Annotated in this window: 16 protein-coding genes and 2 pseudogenes; 7 read left to right on the forward strand and 11 right to left on the reverse strand. The window is 67.9% G+C overall.

What is annotated here, in order from left to right; all coding sequences use genetic code 11:
- Window positions 1-10: 10 nt before the first annotated feature.
- Complete coding sequence (locus tag MRB47_RS06990) at window positions 11-334, reverse strand: hypothetical protein (protein WP_252102309.1); 324 nt, start codon at window positions 332-334, stop codon at window positions 11-13.
- The gene (locus MRB47_RS06995; protein ID WP_252102310.1) at window positions 325-891 is read right to left on the reverse strand and encodes a hypothetical protein; all 567 of its coding nucleotides are present in this window, start codon (window positions 889-891) and stop codon (window positions 325-327) included. Before MRB47_RS06995 ends, MRB47_RS06990 begins: the two co-directional genes overlap by 10 nt.
- Before the next feature lie 352 nt (window positions 892-1,243).
- Between MRB47_RS06995 and MRB47_RS07000 the strand changes: the two are divergent.
- Window positions 1,244-1,555: pseudogene (locus MRB47_RS07000) on the forward strand (adenosine deaminase); the annotation flags it as partial.
- Between the two features lie 147 nt (window positions 1,556-1,702).
- Here MRB47_RS07000 and istB read toward each other — a convergent pair.
- Both istB and istA read right to left on the reverse strand, forming a co-directional pair.
- Window positions 1,703-2,440, reverse strand: a complete 738-nt coding sequence (gene istB, locus MRB47_RS07005; protein ID WP_011805003.1) for an IS21-like element helper ATPase IstB — start codon at window positions 2,438-2,440, stop codon at window positions 1,703-1,705.
- A gap of 36 nt (window positions 2,441-2,476) precedes the next feature.
- Window positions 2,477-4,021: an IS21 family transposase gene (gene istA / locus MRB47_RS07010; RefSeq protein WP_252100662.1), complete on the reverse strand. Its 1,545-nt coding sequence runs from the start codon at window positions 4,019-4,021 to the stop codon at window positions 2,477-2,479.
- A 182-nt stretch (window positions 4,022-4,203) separates the two neighbouring features.
- On the opposite strand from istA, the pseudogene add reads away from it, so the two are divergent.
- Window positions 4,204-4,956, forward strand: a pseudogene (gene add, locus MRB47_RS07015) (adenosine deaminase); the annotation flags it as partial.
- Between the two features lie 16 nt (window positions 4,957-4,972).
- On the opposite strand, the gene MRB47_RS07020 reads toward add, so the two are convergent.
- On the reverse strand, window positions 4,973-5,935 hold the full coding sequence (locus MRB47_RS07020) for an IS110 family transposase (protein ID WP_011804582.1): 963 nt from the start codon (window positions 5,933-5,935) through the stop codon (window positions 4,973-4,975).
- A gap of 327 nt (window positions 5,936-6,262) precedes the next feature.
- On the opposite strand from MRB47_RS07020, the gene MRB47_RS07025 reads away from it, so the two are divergent.
- Complete coding sequence (locus MRB47_RS07025; protein WP_252102311.1) at window positions 6,263-8,707, forward strand: penicillin acylase family protein; 2,445 nt, start codon at window positions 6,263-6,265, stop codon at window positions 8,705-8,707.
- Between the two features lie 98 nt (window positions 8,708-8,805).
- Here the strand turns inward: MRB47_RS07025 and kynA are convergent, their stop codons facing one another.
- The 3 genes from kynA to kynB all read right to left on the reverse strand — a co-directional run bounded on the left by kynA (window position 8,806) and on the right by kynB (window position 11,736).
- Complete coding sequence (gene kynA / locus MRB47_RS07030) at window positions 8,806-9,675, reverse strand: tryptophan 2,3-dioxygenase (RefSeq protein ID WP_252102312.1); 870 nt, start codon at window positions 9,673-9,675, stop codon at window positions 8,806-8,808.
- Window positions 9,676-9,677: 2 nt separating this feature from the next.
- Window positions 9,678-10,991 carry a kynureninase gene (gene kynU, locus MRB47_RS07035; protein ID WP_252102313.1) on the reverse strand — a complete coding sequence of 438 codons (1,314 nt, stop codon included), beginning with the start codon at window positions 10,989-10,991 and terminating at the stop codon, window positions 9,678-9,680.
- A gap of 73 nt (window positions 10,992-11,064) precedes the next feature.
- Window positions 11,065-11,736: an arylformamidase gene (kynB, locus tag MRB47_RS07040; protein WP_370632957.1), complete on the reverse strand. Its 672-nt coding sequence runs from the start codon at window positions 11,734-11,736 to the stop codon at window positions 11,065-11,067.
- 94 nt (window positions 11,737-11,830) lie between these two features.
- Between kynB and MRB47_RS07045 the strand changes: the two genes are divergently transcribed.
- A complete protein-coding gene (locus MRB47_RS07045) occupies window positions 11,831-12,298 on the forward strand; it encodes an Lrp/AsnC family transcriptional regulator (protein ID WP_015913819.1) in 468 nt (155 codons plus the stop codon).
- An 18-nt stretch (window positions 12,299-12,316) separates the two neighbouring features.
- Here MRB47_RS07045 and MRB47_RS07050 read toward each other — a convergent pair whose 3' ends face one another.
- Window positions 12,317-12,643, reverse strand: coding sequence for a YkgJ family cysteine cluster protein (locus MRB47_RS07050; protein WP_252102314.1), 327 nt, complete (start codon window positions 12,641-12,643; stop codon window positions 12,317-12,319).
- Between the two features lie 117 nt (window positions 12,644-12,760).
- On the opposite strand from MRB47_RS07050, the gene MRB47_RS07055 reads away from it, so the two are divergent.
- Genes MRB47_RS07055 through MRB47_RS07065 form a run of 3 tightly spaced genes read left to right on the forward strand, consistent with a single transcriptional unit; the run spans window position 12,761 to window position 15,173 of the window.
- Window positions 12,761-13,054 carry a ferrous iron transport protein A gene (locus MRB47_RS07055; RefSeq protein ID WP_015913817.1) on the forward strand — a complete coding sequence of 98 codons (294 nt, stop codon included), beginning with the start codon at window positions 12,761-12,763 and terminating at the stop codon, window positions 13,052-13,054.
- Entirely contained in the window at window positions 13,051-14,952 is a 1,902-nt protein-coding gene (gene feoB, locus MRB47_RS07060) for a ferrous iron transporter B (RefSeq protein ID WP_252102315.1), read from the forward strand. Before MRB47_RS07055 ends, feoB begins: the two co-directional genes overlap by 4 nt.
- A 23-nt stretch (window positions 14,953-14,975) precedes the next feature.
- On the forward strand, window positions 14,976-15,173 hold the full coding sequence (locus tag MRB47_RS07065; RefSeq protein WP_011806146.1) for a hypothetical protein: 198 nt from the start codon (window positions 14,976-14,978) through the stop codon (window positions 15,171-15,173).
- A 130-nt stretch (window positions 15,174-15,303) separates the two neighbouring features.
- Here MRB47_RS07065 and MRB47_RS07070 read toward each other — a convergent pair whose 3' ends face one another.
- Together MRB47_RS07070 and MRB47_RS07075 are read right to left on the reverse strand one after the other, a co-directional pair.
- Window positions 15,304-15,654 carry a YkgJ family cysteine cluster protein gene (locus MRB47_RS07070; RefSeq protein ID WP_252102316.1) on the reverse strand — a complete coding sequence of 117 codons (351 nt, stop codon included), beginning with the start codon at window positions 15,652-15,654 and terminating at the stop codon, window positions 15,304-15,306.
- A gap of 143 nt (window positions 15,655-15,797) precedes the next feature.
- A complete protein-coding gene (locus MRB47_RS07075; protein WP_220637720.1) occupies window positions 15,798-15,971 on the reverse strand; it encodes a hypothetical protein in 174 nt (57 codons plus the stop codon).
- Between the last annotated feature and the right edge of the window lie 2 nt (window positions 15,972-15,973).

A 15,973-nucleotide genomic window follows, 5' to 3' on the forward strand; every position in this document is an offset into this window, starting at 1 on the left:
CCACCTAAGGTTACGACCGACGCGCCGGAGCTCCCGCAAAGTAGCGGTTGCGCAGGGCCTTAGTGCTCATCCTTTTGCAACCAAACTCCCTGGCCCACCCATCAGCCGCCGCCACTTGCCCGACATCCAGCCCGGGGTCAAACACCTGCAACGTGGTCGCCAGGGCCTCCATCTGTGCGCGCAGCACCTCCCCGCGCGCGCTCAGCTCTGCCGGGACTTCCGGCTCGGCTAGCCAAGCCTCCACAAAGGCCAGCTCGCCCTTGAGATTGGCCAAGGTTTCCACCAGTTGAGTCAGCGCGGTCTGGGTGCGCGTGCGTGTCATGGTCAGGGCCATGCAGCCTCCCGCGCGCCCACTTTGTTGGCAAGCTCCCGCAGCTTGTCCATGGAGGCCAGTTCTTTGTAGACCCAGTAGCCCGGGGGATGACTCTGGGTGGGGCGGAACGGTTCTACCGCCCCGGTCTTTGCTTGCAATTGGCGTAGACAAGTGCGGATGCTGAATCTCAGGCGCTGGCGTGACTTGGGCTCGGCGTGCTGGATGCCAAAGTGCAGTTCGACCTGGTCGACGATGACTGCAAGAGCCATAGGCGCCGGTGCGCTTCGCCTGAGCAGCTCCAGAAGAAATTGAGTCAGGGCGCCCCGTTCGCCGTACCGGCCTTGCCAAGCTTTGACAGCGCCGCCGGCGCACGGGTCGACACCTGAGTTGATTTGCGCCAACGTGCTGTCCAGCGCCTGGAGCTTTTTGGAGCCAAGTTCCAGGGCTTTTTCAGCTACGGCCAGCTCGTGCTCCGCGCGTGCCAAGTCGGCCAGCGCGAGCTCCACCTGGTGCTGCAGTCGAGGGATGGCATCCTGAGTGGACTGCTGTGCGCCAGCCAGCGCTGCCCTCTCGTTCAAGAGCCACTTGATAGCAGGAGGGGTGCGCGTGCGCGGGCCTGAGTGCGGGCTTGTGCGAGCGCTGGCACCGGTGCGCGTGCGGGGTGGCTGGGTTGGAAGCAAAGGGGTCACGGTGGACATCGTTCAGAGACGATACCGACGTGAAGCCACGGAATGTGGCGGGGACTGCTTAAGTTTTGGGCACAAGGGGGGCGGAATACGGGTGCTTGGGCCATCAGAGGCATAACACCCTCGGTATGGCCATGCCCGCCGTTGCGGGCCGGGAGGTGTTGCACATGGGCGCCGACAAGGCATCATCGGCCTACCGCCGCGATGTCCCGTAGGTTGCGGCCTCATTTTTTGGAGCCTGCCGATGTTCAAGGTCCCGCCCATTCCCGCCGAACGCCTGCCCGGCCTGCTGAGGGCCATGCCCAAGGCCGAACTGCACATCCACATCGAGGGCTCGCTCGAGCCCGAGATGATCTTCGCGCTGGCACAACGCAACGGTGTGCCGCTGCCCTACGCCAGCGTGGAAGAACTGCGCCGTGCCTACGCCTTCACCGATCTGCAGAGCTTCCTGGACATCTATTACGCAGGCGCCAGCGTGCTGCTGCATGAGCAGGATTTTTACGATATGGCCCGCGCCTATCTTGCGCGAGCAGCTATGGATAACGTAGCGTGCGCATTCCACTGATGGCGGACAGTGATTCCATTCCCATCGCGGACAGCGTTCCAGGCGATGGCGGACACGTTGCGCGGGTGTCCTGAGTGACGCTCAAATCGTAGCCGAAGTGTCCGCCATCAGCGTGGAATGGCGGTCGGCGCGGCCGGCTCAGACGGCCTTGGTGAGCTTGCGCATCGACTCGCCCTTGAGGGCTATCTTGTGCGAGCCGTGCACGATGCGGTCCAGGATGGCGTCGGCCAGCGTGGGCTCGTCCAGCCAGGCGTGCCAGGCCGTCACCGGCAACTGGCTGGTGATGAGCGTCGAGCGCGTGCCCACCCGGTCGTCCAGCAATTCCAGCAGGTCGTTTCGCTCGTGCGCGGCAATCGGCGCGATGCCGAAGTCGTCCAGGATGAGCAGGTCCAGCCGCGCCAGTTGCGCCAGCCGTTTGCCCAGGCTGCCATCGCCGTGGGCCACGTGCAGCTCCTGCAGCAGCCGTGGCGCGCGGGTGTAGAGCACCGAGAAGCCCAGGCGCGCGGCCTGCTGCCCCAGTGCGCAGGCGAGCCACGTCTTGCCGCACCCGGTGGCGCCGGTGAGCAGCACGTTGTGGCCATGGCGCAGCCAGTCCCCGCCGGCCAGGCTGGTGATGACCTCTCGGCTCAGGCCCCGGCTGGCGCGCCAGTCGATGTCCTCCAGGCAGGCACTGGAGACCTTCAGGCGGGCCGCCTTCAACAGGCGCTCCAGGCGCTTGCTGTCACGCCAGTCCACCTCGCGCTGCACCAGCAGCGCCAGGCGTTGTTCAAAGGGCAGCTCGCTGGCCGTGATGTGGGTGGCCGCGTCGCTGAGGGCGGCCACCATGCCGTCCAGGCGCAGGGCGCGCAGTTGGTTCAAGGTCTGTTCGTTGAGCATGGTTCTTCCTTGTTAGGTTTGCTTGCACGTTGGAGTTCAGTGGTAGTAGCCCGGCCCGCGCACGTTCTCGTGCAGCGGCAGGCTCGCCTGTGCGGCCATCGGCGCATCCAGCGGCCGCTGGTCCAGGCCGCAGCCCAGGATGGAGGCGATGCTCTTGTAGGACGGTGAGCGAATCGACTGCGCCCGCGCACAGGCGGCCTCCAGCCGGTCAGCCCCGTACTCACGGCCCAGGCGCATGAGGCCCAGACAGGAGCGGTAACCCTGCTCGGGATGCTGGCGGTGCTCCATCTGCCAGCGCACCACGGCGGCGGTGGCCGCGCCCACGCGCTCACCCCAGGCGATGAGCTTGGCCGGCGTCCACTGCAGGTGCGCCCGGTGCGAGGCCGGCATGTGCTCGGGCGTGGTGGTGTGTGCACCCCGTCGGGGATTGAGGGCGTGGGCGGCCACGCGTTTGCTGCCGTGCAGGACTTCGAGCGTGCCGGCCGTGATGCGCAACTCCACCGGCTCACCCACCAGGGCGTGGGGCACCGAGTAGTAGTGGCCATCGAGCTCAACGTGGTAATCGATGTTGACGCGGGCGGGTTTGAAGCGCGCGATGGGCATGCGCACCGGCGGCAGGGGGCGCAGGGCTGGCCGGTCGAGTTCGGCGAAGGCGCTAGTGCGGTTGCCCGGCAGCTTCTTGAACGCGCGCTGGTTCAAGTCCACCAGCAAGGCGGCAATCGCCCGGTTGAGCTCGGCCAGGCTGAAGAAGGTCTGGTGGCGCAGCCTGGCCAGAATCCAGCGCTCGACCACCTGCACAGCGACCTCCACCTTGGGTTTGTCGCGTGGCTTGGCCGGGCGCGCGGGCATCACGGCCAGGCTGTAGTGCGCACAGAGCTCTTCGAGCAGGCGGTGCGCGGTGGGCTCGTAACGGTCGGGTCGGGCCATGAGGGCGCGCGGCTGGTCAGGCACCAGCAGGCGGGGCACGCCGCCGATGAACTCCAGCGCGCTAATGATGCTGGCCACCCAGTCGGTGGTCTTCTGGCTGGCGGTGGCGCAGGCGTAGGTGTAGTTCGATGCGCCCAGCACGGCCACGAAGACCTGGGCCTGGCGTATCTCGCCAGTGTCGGCATCCACCACGGGAACGGTCTGGCCGGCGTAGTCCACAAAGAGCTTGTCACCGCCCGTGTGGGTCTGGCGCATGGAGCGCTGCAGGCGCCGGGCCCAGGCCTTGTACTTCTCGCAGAAGGCGCTGTACTTGTACGCCTGCCCGCTGTGCTGTTGCTGGTATTCCTCCCAAAGCAACTGCAGCGTCACGCCAGGTCGGCGCAGTTCGCGGTGGATGTGGGCGTGGTCGGGTTCAAGGTGCCGGGACTCGCGCGCCACGGGTGGCTTGTAGAGCCGGGCCTGGAGTTCGTCGTCGTTCAGGCTCTGGGCCAGTGCCCAGTCCACGCCGGCCACGCGCGCGTAGCTGGCTATCTCGCTGACAGTGGATTTGGAGATGCCGAGGGCGGCACCGATTTGACGGGTGCTCAAGGCCCCGCGGTGCAGCAGTTGCAGTGTGTGTCGTAGTTTGCTCATGGTGACCCTGGGTGTGGGCATCGCTGGTTCCGGTCAAAAAACCGGGCAGCGTATGCCGCGTTCGGGTCACTCAGAACACCCCGCAGGTGTCCGCCATCAGTTTGGAATGCTGTCCGCCTTCAGCGTGGAACACTGTCCGCCATCACGCTGGAACACTGTCCGCCATCAGCATGGAATCGTGTCCGCCATCGCGTGGAATACGCATAGCGCATGCGGAAATCTTCTTCGACCCGCAGACGCACACCGCGCGGGGCGTGCACATCGAGACCGTGATCAACGGGCTGCACCGTGCCTGCGCGGACGCGCGCAGCAGCCACGGCCTGTCTGCGTCGCTCATCCTGTGCTTTCTGCGGCACCTGAGCGAGGAGGATGCCCTCGCCACGCTGGAGCAGGCCCTGCCGCTGCTGGACCGCATCGTCGGCGTGGGGCTGGACAGTAGCGAGCGAGGCCACCCGCCCGAGAAGTTCGCCCGCGTGTTCGAGCGCTGCCGCGCCCTGGGCCTGCACGTGGTGGCCCATGCGGGTGAAGAGGGTCCGCCGGCTTATATCTGGAGCGCGCTGGACGTGCTGCAGGCCGAGCGCATCGACCACGGCGTGCAGGCCGTTCACGACCCGGCGCTGATGCGCCGACTGGCCGATGAGCGCATACCGCTCACCGTGTGCCCCTTGTCCAACCTGAAGCTGTGCGTGTTCCCGCGCCTGGCCGATCACAACCTGCTGCAGCTGCTGGAGGCGGGGCTGGCGGTGACCGTGAACTCCGACGATCCCGCGTACTTCGGCGGTTACGTCAACGACAACTTCACGCAGCTCTTCGCGGCGGTGCCCGGGCTCACGGCGCGCCATGCCTACCAGTTGGCCTGGAACAGCTTCGAGGCCAGCTTTGCCGCCGAAGCCGACAAGCGCGCATGGCACCACCGGCTCAAGGAGTGCTTCGAGCAGTTCACGGAGAACGACTGAGTAACCGTCTTCGAAGTCAAGCGCAATGAAGCGACTTGTCCCAAGGTTTTCCAGTGCGCACCATGGCGTTGAGCGTGGTGAGCAACTTGCGCATGCAAGCGACCAGGGCGACCTTGGGCAACTTGCCAGCGGCCTTCAGACGCTCGTAGAAGGCCTTGATGGCCGGGTTGTAGCGGGTGGCCGTGAGCGTTGCCATGTACAGCACGCGGCGGATCTCGAAGCGCCCGCCTTGTACGCGCCGCCTGCCCTTGCTGCCGCCGGAGTCATTGGCCATGGGCGCCACGCCCACCAATGCAGCGATCTCGCGCCGGTTCAGCCGGCCCAGCTCTGGCAGCTCGGCAATCATCGTGGCACTGGCCACCGGGCCGACTCCCGCAGCCGACTGCAGCAGCGTGTCGAGCTCCCCAAAGTGCTCGCGCACATGCGTGACCATCTGCTCTTCGATCTCATCGAGCTGCGCCTTGATCGCCGCCTCGATGGCCTCGATGCTGGCGTGCAGCTTCTTGGGCGTGATCTGCAGCCGTTGGCGCTCCGAATGGAGCATGGTCAGCAACTGGCGCCTGCGCGTGACCAGGGCCGCGAGCCACTGCTGGCGCTCATCGGCCAGGGGGCGCAAGAAGCGCTGCAGATCGTCGCGGCGCAGCAGCACCGCTGCCAGCTCGGCCAGCGTGCGCGCATCCACCGCGTCGGTCTTGGCCAGGCGTCCCATGGATTTGGCGAAGTCGCGCGCCTGGCGCGGGTTGATGACCGCCACGGGCAGGCCTGTGGCCTGCAGGGCACACGCTAACGCGGCCTCGTAGCCGCCGGTGGCCTCCATCACCACCAGACCCACGTCCAGGGGCTGCAGGGCAGCCGCCAGCGCCGAGTGGCCTTCGGCATCGTTGTCAAACCGCTGGGCGCTGCTCTTGGCACCCAGCACACAGACATCCACGTGCGCCTTGGCCACGTCGATGCCCACCGTCACTGAGGTAACAGACATGATCTTCAGATCCCTTGCTTGTGCATGCGCGCTCAATCAAGGCGCGCGTAACCGTTCGGGCTTCACGAAGACCAGCGCGGCGGCCATGCGTTCTGTACTCAGTCACGGGCTCTATCACCCCAGCGCCTACCAAACTGCACGGGCCGGTCTGGCCGCCTCAACGGCGTTCAGACTCTACCGCGCTGGTCTGGTTTAAAGATACAAGGCACCGCGGGGCGTGTCGCTCGCGCGCAGCCGGGTGCTAGGCATTCCGCTGCGTTGCGTCTATCCTGGGTTGGCCCGGGCCGGGGGACCGGCAGGGGTGCACCACAACAAAGGAGACAACGCATGCAAGAGAGAGTGACTCGTGCTGCGGCGCCACGCGCGCTGTTGGCGACGGCGGTCCTGGCCCTGCTGGCCGGCTGCGGGGGCAACGACGACGCGGACGACGCGCCGCTGGCGTACCAGGCGGAGATCCGCCGCACCGCGATGGGCGTGCCGCACATCAAGGCCTCCAACTGGGCCGGCGGGGGCTTCGGTATGGGGTATGTCCAGGCGCAGGACAACCTGTGCACGCTGGCGGATGCCTTCCTCACCTACCGGGGCGAGCGCTCGCGCTACTTTGGCGGCAGCGCACAGCTGGTCTACAACAGCACCATCGGACGCCCGCGCAACATCGACTCGGACTTCTTCCACCGCCATGTGATCTCCGCCGACGTGGTGCAGAAGATGGCCGCGGCGCAGCCCGAGAATCTGCGGCAGATGGTCGAGGGCTTCGTGGCCGGCTACAACCAGTACGTGGACGTTGCCAAGAAAGGGACGGCCCACGCGGCCTGCCGCAGCGAGGCATGGGTGCAGCCCATCACGCAGGAGGACGTCTGGCGCCGCATGTACGCGGCCAACCTGGCGGGGGGGTACAGCAATTTCGTGGAGGCCATCGCCAATGCCGTCGCCCCTGCCGCAGCCAAGGCCGGCGCGGCGCAAGACGCGCAGACCGCCCCGTCCCTGGACCAGCGCCTGACCACACCTCCCGCCCTGCAGGTAGGCGGTGACGCGGGCATCGGCAGCAACATGTATGGCTTTGCGCCAGCGGCCACGGGCGAGTCCAGCGGCGTGATGTTCGGCAACCCCCACTGGTACTGGAAGGGGCCGGACCGGTTCTACCAGGCCCAGGTCACGATCGACAATCAGGTGAACGTCAGCGGCGTCGGATTCCTGGGCGTGCCGCTGGTGCTGATCGGCTTCAACGACAACGTCGCCTGGAGCCACACGGTCTCCACGGCGCGGCGCTTCGGCTTCTTCCAGCTGCAGCTGCAGTCGGGCGACCCCACCACCTACCTGCGTGACGGCCAGCCGGTCAAGATGGCGCCGCGCAGCATCACTGTGTCCAGCCGCAATGCCGACGGCACGCTGAGCGATGTGACGCGCACGCTGTACACCTCCGAGTACGGGCCGTTGGTCAATCTGGCGGGGCTCAACCCCGCTCTGGCCTGGAGCCAGAGTACGGCCTTCGCCATCCGTGACATCAACGGTGAGAACTTCCGCACCTTCCGCAACTGGATGCGCTGGAACCAGGCGCGTTCGCTGGAAGAGTTCATGGCCATCCAGAAGGAAGAGTCCGCGATTCCATGGGTCAACACGGTGGCCGTGGGGCGTGGCAGCGCGCGGGTCTGGTACGCGGACATCGGCGCGGTGCCCAACGTGTCGCCCGAGCAGGTGGCCGCGTGCACCACGCCGTTCGGCGCGGCCGTGGGCGCGGCGCTGCCCAACGTGCCGTTCTTCGACGGCTCGCGCAGCGCCTGTGACTGGCAGACCGATGCGGACTCCAAGCAAAAGGGCGCCATCGGCCCGTCGCGCATGCCCAGCCTGTTGCGCGAGGACTATGTGGGCAACATGAACGACAGCTACTGGCTGTCCAACGCGAATGCGCCGCTCACGGGGTACCCGGCCATCTTCGGTCCCGCGGGCACGGCGGCGTTGACGCTGCGCACGCGCCTGGGCCACACCATGGCCCTGGAGCGGCTGGCCGGCACCGACGACTACAGCGGCAACAAGGCCAGCGCCGCCATCGTGCGCGACATGGTGCTGAACAGCCGCGTGTTCTCGGCCGAGCGGTTCAAGGACGAGATCCTGACGCTGATCTGCACGCCCTCGCAATGGATGGTGAACGGTGCCACGGTGGACGCCACGCAGGCCTGCGCCACGCTGCGTGCGTGGGACAACCGCGGGAACAAGGAGTCCCGGGGCTCCCATTTGTGGGACGAGTTCTGGACCCGCGTGCCCACCACCGGGCTGTACTCGGTGCCCTTTGACGCGGCCGACCCGCTGAATACTCCGCGCGGTATCAACGTGGCGGCCGTGACCGCGCTGCGCCAGGCCATGGCCACGGCCATCAGCCGCGTGGGGCAGAGCGGGTTCGCGCTGGATGCACCGCGCGGCGAAGTGCTGTTTGCCACCAAGGGCGGTGCCAAATTGCCGCTGTACGGCGGCTGTGGCGGCGTGGGCTACTTCACCATCACCTGTTCCGAGAACGACATCACGGCGGGCGGCTACAGCATGGACGGGCAGCCGCATGGCAACTCATACATGCAGGTGGTGAGCTTCCCCTCCAGCGGCGTGCAGGCCCACACCTTCCTGACGTTCTCGCTGTCCGACGACCCGGCGTCGCCGCATTTTGGCGACTACACCAAGGCCTACAGCGCCAAGCAGTGGGTGCGCATGCCGTTCTCGGAGTCCGAGATTACGGGCCACCCGGACTACCGGACGACCACCGTCTCCGCCAGCGCCAAGTAACGGCGCGCCGGTGCCATGCGCACCGGCCAGGACGACCCTCTGTGCAAAGGCCCCGCCATGCGGGGCCTTTGTTCATGGAGCGGCGGGGAGGTGGCAGTTCACAGCGCGGTGCGCAGCCGCCAGATCTCGGGGAACAGCACCACGTCCAGCATCTTGCGCAGGTAGCTCACGCCGCCCGTGCCGCCGGTGCCGCGCTTGAAGCCGATTACGCGTTCCACCGTGGTCACGTGGCGAAAGCGCCAGAGGCGGAAGGCGTCCTCCAGGTCGGTGAGCTCCTCGCCCAGCTGGTACAGGTCCCAATACCTTTGTGGATCGCGGTACACGGTCAACCAGGCCTGCTCCACGGCTTCGCTGGCCTCGTAGGGCTGGCGCCAGTCGCGCTCGGTATGGCTGGCCGGCACGGGCAGGCCGCGGCGCGCCAGCAGGCGCAGTGCTTCGTCGTAGAGCGAGGGCGCCTCGTAGGCCGCCTGTACCTGGGCCAGGCGCTCGGGGTGGTGGGCATGGGGCTGCAGCATGGCGCGGTTCTTGTTGCCCATGGCGAACTCGATGCACCGGTACTGGTAGCTCTGGAAACCGCTGGACTGGCCCAGGTGCGGGCGCATGGCGGTGTACTCGGGCGGCGTCATGGTGGCCAGCACGTCCCAGGCGTGCACCAACTGCTCGAGGATCTTGGACACGCGCGCCAGCATCTTGAAAGCGGGCGGCAACTCGTCACGCGCGATATGGGCGATGGCCGCGTGCAGCTCATGCAGCATGAGCTTCATCCACAGCTCGCTGGTCTGGTGCTGCACGATGAACAGCATCTCGTCGTGCGCGGGCGACAGGGGCTTTTGCGCGCCCAGCACGCTGTCCAACTGCAGGTAGTCGCCATAGCTCATGCTGTGGCTGAAGTCGAGCTGTGCGCCCTCCTGGCGTACGATGGCTTCGGTGGCGCCGGAGGATGCGCTGGGGTGGTGGGGGCAGGTCATGGTCAGGTCACGGCGTTGAGGTGGTTGAACTCGGGCTTGCGCCATTCGCCGGATTCCAGCACCTGGCGTAGGTGCTGCACGGCATTCCACACGTCTTCAAAGCCGACATACAGCGGCGTGAAGCCAAAGCGCAGGATGTCCAGGTGTTTGCCGCCGTCGCCCTTGCGGAAGTCGCCGACCACGCCGCGCGCGATCAGGGCCTGCACGATGGCGTAGGCCCCGCTGCCGACGCCCTGAACGCCCAGGCCCTCGCCACGTGTCAGGCACACCTGCGAACCGCGCGCCGCATGATCGCGCGGCGTCGCCAGTCCCAGGCCGTGGCCGGCGCAGTGCTCCTCGACCAGCGCGATGAACAGATCGGTCAGTGCGAGCGACTTGGCGCGCAGCGCCGCCATGCCGCCCAGAGGCTCGGCGGCGGTAAAGATGTCCAGCCCGCACTGCAGGGCCGACAGGCTCACGATGGGCTGCGTGCCGCAGAGGTAGCGTGCGATACCCGGTGCGGGCTGGTAGTCGGGCGTGAAGGCGAAGGGCGCGGCATGGCCGAACCAGCCCGACAGCGGCTGCGCAAATGTCGCATCCGGGCGGTCCGCCAGGCGCGGGTGCACCCACACGAAGGCGGGCGCGCCAGGGCCGCCATTCAGGTACTTGTAGCTGCAGCCCACCGCATAGTCGGCATTCGCGTCCAGCAGGTGCACGGGCACGGCGCCCGCGCTGTGGCACAGGTCCCAGACGCACAGAATGCCGTGGGCGTGCGCCTGCGCGGTCACGGCTGCCATGTCGTGCATGGCGCCGGTGCGGTAGTTCACGTGGGTGAGCAGCAGGACGGCGACCTGGGGCGTCAGCTGCGTGGCGATTTCCTCGGGCTCCACCAGCACCAACTCCAGTCCGTACTCCTGGCACACGGACTGGGCGATGTACAGGTCGGTGGGGAAGTTGCTGCGCTCGCTGACGAGCTGGGTGCGACCGGGATGGTCCGCGCGGGCCACGCGCGCGGCAGCCGACAGCACCTTGTACAGGTTGACCGAGGTGGTGTCGGTGAACACCACCTGGTCCGGCCCCGCGCCGATCCAGGAAGCGAACTGGTTGCCCAGGCGCTGCGGCAGGCTGACCCAGCCAGCCTTGTTCCACGAGGTGATGAGGTCCTGTCCCCATTCCTGCTGCACTACTTGGGCCACGCGCGCCGGCGTGGCGCGGGGCAGAGCGCCCAGGGAGTTGCCGTCCAGGTAGATCACGCCCTCGGGCAGGCTGAAATGGTCGCGCAGGCTGCGCAGCGGGTCCTGCGCATCGCGTGTGCGGCACTCTTGCAAGGTAGTCATGTGGTTTTTGCTATTAATAAAGTAGCTGTTAGCGCTTATTGCATGAGCGTTAGAGGCTAAAACGGCTTAATGGTCATGCGCGCGGCGGCAGCGCACGCAGCACGGCGCGCACGGGCGATGCGTCGGCCGTGGTGAGCTTGAGCGGCAGCGCGATGAGTTCGTAGTCGCCCTCGGGCACATCGTCCAGCACCAGGTTCTCCAGCACGCGCAGGCCGCGCCGGCGGATCACCTGGTGGCTGGGCAGCGGCTTGCTGTCGGCGGGGTCGATGCTGGCGGTGTCGATGCCCACGAGCACTACGCCGGCGTCGGCCAGGCGCTCGATGGTGTCGGGCGCGTAGGCCGTGAGGCCCGCGTCCCAGCGGTCCACGGGCATGCGGGCGTAGGTGCGCACCAGCACCCGCGGCGGCAAAGTGCCCGTCATCGCATGGGCAATGTGGGTCCATTCGATGAGCGGCCCGCAGTCCAGCGCATGCACCACGCGGCAGGGGCCGATGAAGGCTTCCAGCGGCAGGGCGCCGATGGCTGCGCCGTCCGCTGCGTAGTGCAGGGGCGCGTCAGCGTGCGTGCCCACGTGAGGCGAGAGCGTGAGTGCGCTCACGTTCACCGGGCAGCCGGGGCCCAGTGTGGCGCTCCACTGCTGCTGGTAGGGTGTATCGCCCGGGAACACCGGGCTACCCGCATGCACGGGGGCAGAGATGTCCCACAGCGCGGGCGATGGCGTGGAGGTGGCGGTCATGGCGCGCATGCTATGCGCGGCGGAGGGGCGGGTAAATGGTTTATCCCTGATGGGTGATTCATTTGGATAATCCATTCTCAAAGAGACATTTTTGGGTTAAATCATGCAAGCCGAGATCGACCGTACCGACCGCCAGCTGCTGCGCGCGCTGCAGGACAACGCCCGCCTGACCTCCGGCGAACTGGCCGAAATGGCGCACCTGTCGCAGTCGCCCTGCTGGCGACGCGTGAAGCGGCTGGAGGACGCCGGGGTAGTGCGCGGCTACCACGCGCAGCTGGACCGGCGTGCGGTGGGGCTGGGTGTGATGGCTTTCGTGATGGTGGGCATCGACCACCAGACGGAGGCGCTGTCCGTGGCGTTCGAGGAGGCGGTGTGCGCCATTCCCGAGGTGGTGCTGTTCCACGGCATCTCGGGCCCCGCGGACTTCCTGCTGGTGGTCGTGACGACCGACCTGGACGCGTATTCCGAGCTGCTGCAGCGGCGCCTGCACCGCCTGCCCGGCGTGCGCCAGGTACAGACCTATTTTTCGCTGCAGGAGTTCAAGGGGCGCATCGGCGGGTTGCCCGTGTGAAAGCGGGTCCTGCGGTGTTCAGAGCACCAGCCCGTCCAGTGCCGGCAGATGGTGGCGCTGGCGCGCGCGGTTGCAGGCAGCGCTGCCGGCTTCGAATTCGCGGCAGGGCGAGGGGCGCCACTCGTAGATGCCGCAGGCCGCGCGCTGGCCCACCTGGCCCGTGAGGGCCGAGCAGCGCGGCTGCGCATGGTCCGTGCCGCGCATGCGCGCGGTGTGGTCCGTGACCGGCACCACCAGCCCATCGGGAACGCAGCCGCCCAGCTCCTCCGTCTCGTGCACCGAGAAGTCCACGCGAAAGCTGGCGCAGCAGGCGCCACAGGTCAGGCAAGGGTGAAGAGTGGTCATGGCGTGCGTCGCAGGGGTTGTCATTGTGACGCGCCACAGGTCCTGATGTGCATCAATCCAGCAGCGTGCAGTTCCATTAGAATGAGAATTACTTTTATTCATTGACTGCAATACAACATGCTTCACACGGGGAATGACGCCGCGCAGCCGCGGGGGCTGGATACCTTGCCGCATGGCGTGCCGGCCACGGTTGCCGGGCTGCTGCCGGCGCAGGATGGCCGGTCGCAGGCCATGGTGCTGCGCCTGATGGAGATCGGCTTCCTGCCCGGCGAGCCCGTGCGCGTGATTGCCCGGGGCTTTCCCGCGGCCGACCCCCTGGCCGTTCGCGTGGGCCAGGCCACTTTTGCCCTGCGCCGCCATGAGGCGGCCCTGGTGCAGGTGCGCGTGGATGCGCTGGAGGCCGCGGCATGAGCACGGCGGCATCTCCCCTGCACATCGCGCTGCTGGGCAACCCCAACTGCGGCAAGACAGCGCTGTTCAACGTGCTGACCGGCGCACGCCAGAAGGTGGCGAACTACGCGGGCGTCACCGTGGAGCGCAAGGAAGGCCTGTTCACCACCGCCAGCGGCCGGCGCGTGCGCGTGCTGGACCTGCCCGGCGCCTATAGCCTGCACGCGCAGAGCCTGGACGAGGCCGTCACCCGCGATGTGGTCACCGGCCGCCACCCAGGGGAGGCCATGCCCGAGCTGCTGGTCTGCGTGACCGATGCCACGCACCTGCGCCTGAACCTGCGCCTGGTGCTGGAGGCGCGCGACCTGGGCCTGCCCATGGTGCTGGTGCTGAACATGAGCGACATGGCGCAGCAGCAGGGCATCCAGATCGACCGCGAAGTCCTGGCGCGCGAACTGGGCCTGCCCGTGGTGACCACCGTGGGCGTGCGCGCCGACGGGGCGCGCGAGCTGCTGCAGTGGCTGGACACGGCCACCCCGCAGGCCGCCCGCGGCGCCGCCGTGGGCACGCAGGCGCCACCGCCCGTCAATGCGCTGGAGGAAGACCGCCCGCAGCGCGTGCAGCAATTGCACCAGGAAGTGCGCCGCATCATGGGGCTGGCCGTGCGCGAGCCCGCGCTGCGCCTGCAGCGCGACGACCGCATCGACGCCGTGGTGCTGCACCCGCTGTGGGGCATGCTGCTGCTGGCAGTGACGCTGTTCCTGATGTTCCAGGCCGTGTTCAGTTGGGCAGAGGTGCCCATGGGCTGGATCGAAGGCGCCACGGCCGCCGTGGCCGAATGGCTGAACGCCCACATGGCCGAGGGGCCGCTGCGCAGCCTGCTGGCCGACGGCGTGATCGCCGGCGCAGGCGGGGTGCTGGTGTTCCTGCCGCAGATCCTGATCCTGTTCTTCTTCATCCTGGCGCTGGAGGAGTCCGGTTACCTGCCGCGCGCGGCCTTCCTGCTGGACCGCGTGATGGGCACCGTCGGCTTGTCGGGACGCTCGTTCATCCCGCTGCTGTCCAGCTTCGCCTGCGCGGTGCCGGGCATCATGGCCACGCGCTCCATTCCGGACTGGCGCGACCGGCTCGTCACCATCCTCATCGCGCCGCTGATGACCTGTTCGGCCCGCCTGCCGGTGTACGCGCTGCTGATCGCGGCCTTCATCCCCGATCGCACGGTGGCGGGGCTGTTCAACCTGCAGGGGCTGGTGTTGTTCGCGCTGTACCTGGGCGGCATCGTGAGCGCCATGGCCGTGGCGGCCGTTGCGCGGCTGGCGCGGCGCGGCGACGGCGCCACGCCGCTGCTGATGGAGCTGCCCGCCTACCGCTGGCCCAGCGTGCGCAACCTGGCGCTGGGGCTGTGGGAGCGCGCGGGCATCTTCCTGCGCCGCGTGGGCGGCATCATCCTGCTGGTCACCATCCTGCTGTGGTTCCTGTCGTCGTACCCCGCGCCGCCGGCGGACGCCACGGGGCCGGCCATCGAATACAGCTTCGCCGGGCGCATCGGCGCGGCGCTGGAGGTGATCTTTGCGCCCATCGGCTTCAATTGGCAGATCAGCATCGCCCTGGTGCCTGGCATGGCCGCGCGCGAGGTGGCGGTGAGCGCCCTGGGCACGGTGTACGCGATTGCCGCTTCGGCCGACGACACGGCCGCGCAGCTCGCGCCCATGCTGGCGGCGCAATGGTCGCTGGCCACGGCGCTGTCGCTGCTGGTGTGGTTCATCTTCGCGCCGCAGTGCGTCTCCACCATCGCCGCCGTGCGCCGCGAGACCAACGGCTGGCGCTGGCCGCTCGTCATGACGGGCTATCTCTTCGCACTGGCCTATGCGGCCAGCTTCATCACCTACCGCGTGGCCCTGGCGCTGGGCGGTGGTTGAAACCGTCACCCAGGAGCAGAACCATGTGGCAAGACATTCTCACCGCCGTGATCGTGGCCGTGGCCGCCCTGGCGCTGCTGTGGCGCTGGCTGCCGCAGCGCTGGCGCGCCCGCGCCGCGCGCGTGCACCCGGCACTGGCGCCCATGGCCAAGACCGGCAGCAGTTGCGGGGGCTGCAATGCCTGCGCCGGAGACCGCTGCGCGCCGGCACGCAAGCCCTGAAGCCGGGATAGCCCGGTCGCGGGCCTAAAAGCATAGCTGCTGGCGCTTGTCAGGCAAAGGTTTCAGTATCAAAACTATCTGAAATCATTGCCTGGCAAGCGCCAGCAGCTCTTCTTTTTGAAGAGCCACTTCAAGCGGCCTGCGGCCACTCCTGCGTGTCGCCATCCGTCAACGGCGGCAGGCCCAGCTTGGCGCGCGTGTCGTGGCAACCGTAGGAGGCGAACGGAAAGTCGCGGCACGGCTGGGGACGCTGGTCGTAGATGCCGCAGCCGATGCAGCCGTTGCCCAGGTCGGCCAGTGCCACGCAGCGCACGGGGTGGCGCTCGGTGCCATTCATGCGGTAGCGGTTGCCTCCGGCCTCATGGGCCAGGGCGTCGGGCACGCGCCCGCCCATGGACTGCAGTTCATAGACGGAGAACTCCACGCGGTAGTTCTGGCAGCATGCACCGCAGTGCAGGCAGGGGTGGACGGGGACGGACATGCAGGTTCCTCGGGTTCTGGGGCATCGGCAACGGGCCCCATCCCAGGTGCGACGCGCAGCCGGCACCGGGGATCGCGGGCGATCAGGGGGAGCGATGGGAGGGCGGGCATGCGCTGGGGCGCCTGCCGCGCAGAACCGGGCCGCTAGGTGTGGCCCTGGAGGAACTTCAGGTAGAAGGTATGAATGCGCACCTGCAGCGCATGCACGCGTGCCGCCATGCGCCGGGCGGCCGCGTGCAGTTCAGGCGCCAGCGGGCGCTGGCGGGCGGGGCAGGGTGGATGGCCCGGGCGCGTGGGGTGGAGTTGCGCGGGGGCCATGG

Origin of the sequence: Diaphorobacter sp. LI3 (genome assembly GCF_022807955.1) — a bacterium.
Classification (GTDB): domain Bacteria; phylum Pseudomonadota; class Gammaproteobacteria; order Burkholderiales; family Burkholderiaceae_C; genus Diaphorobacter; species Diaphorobacter nitroreducens.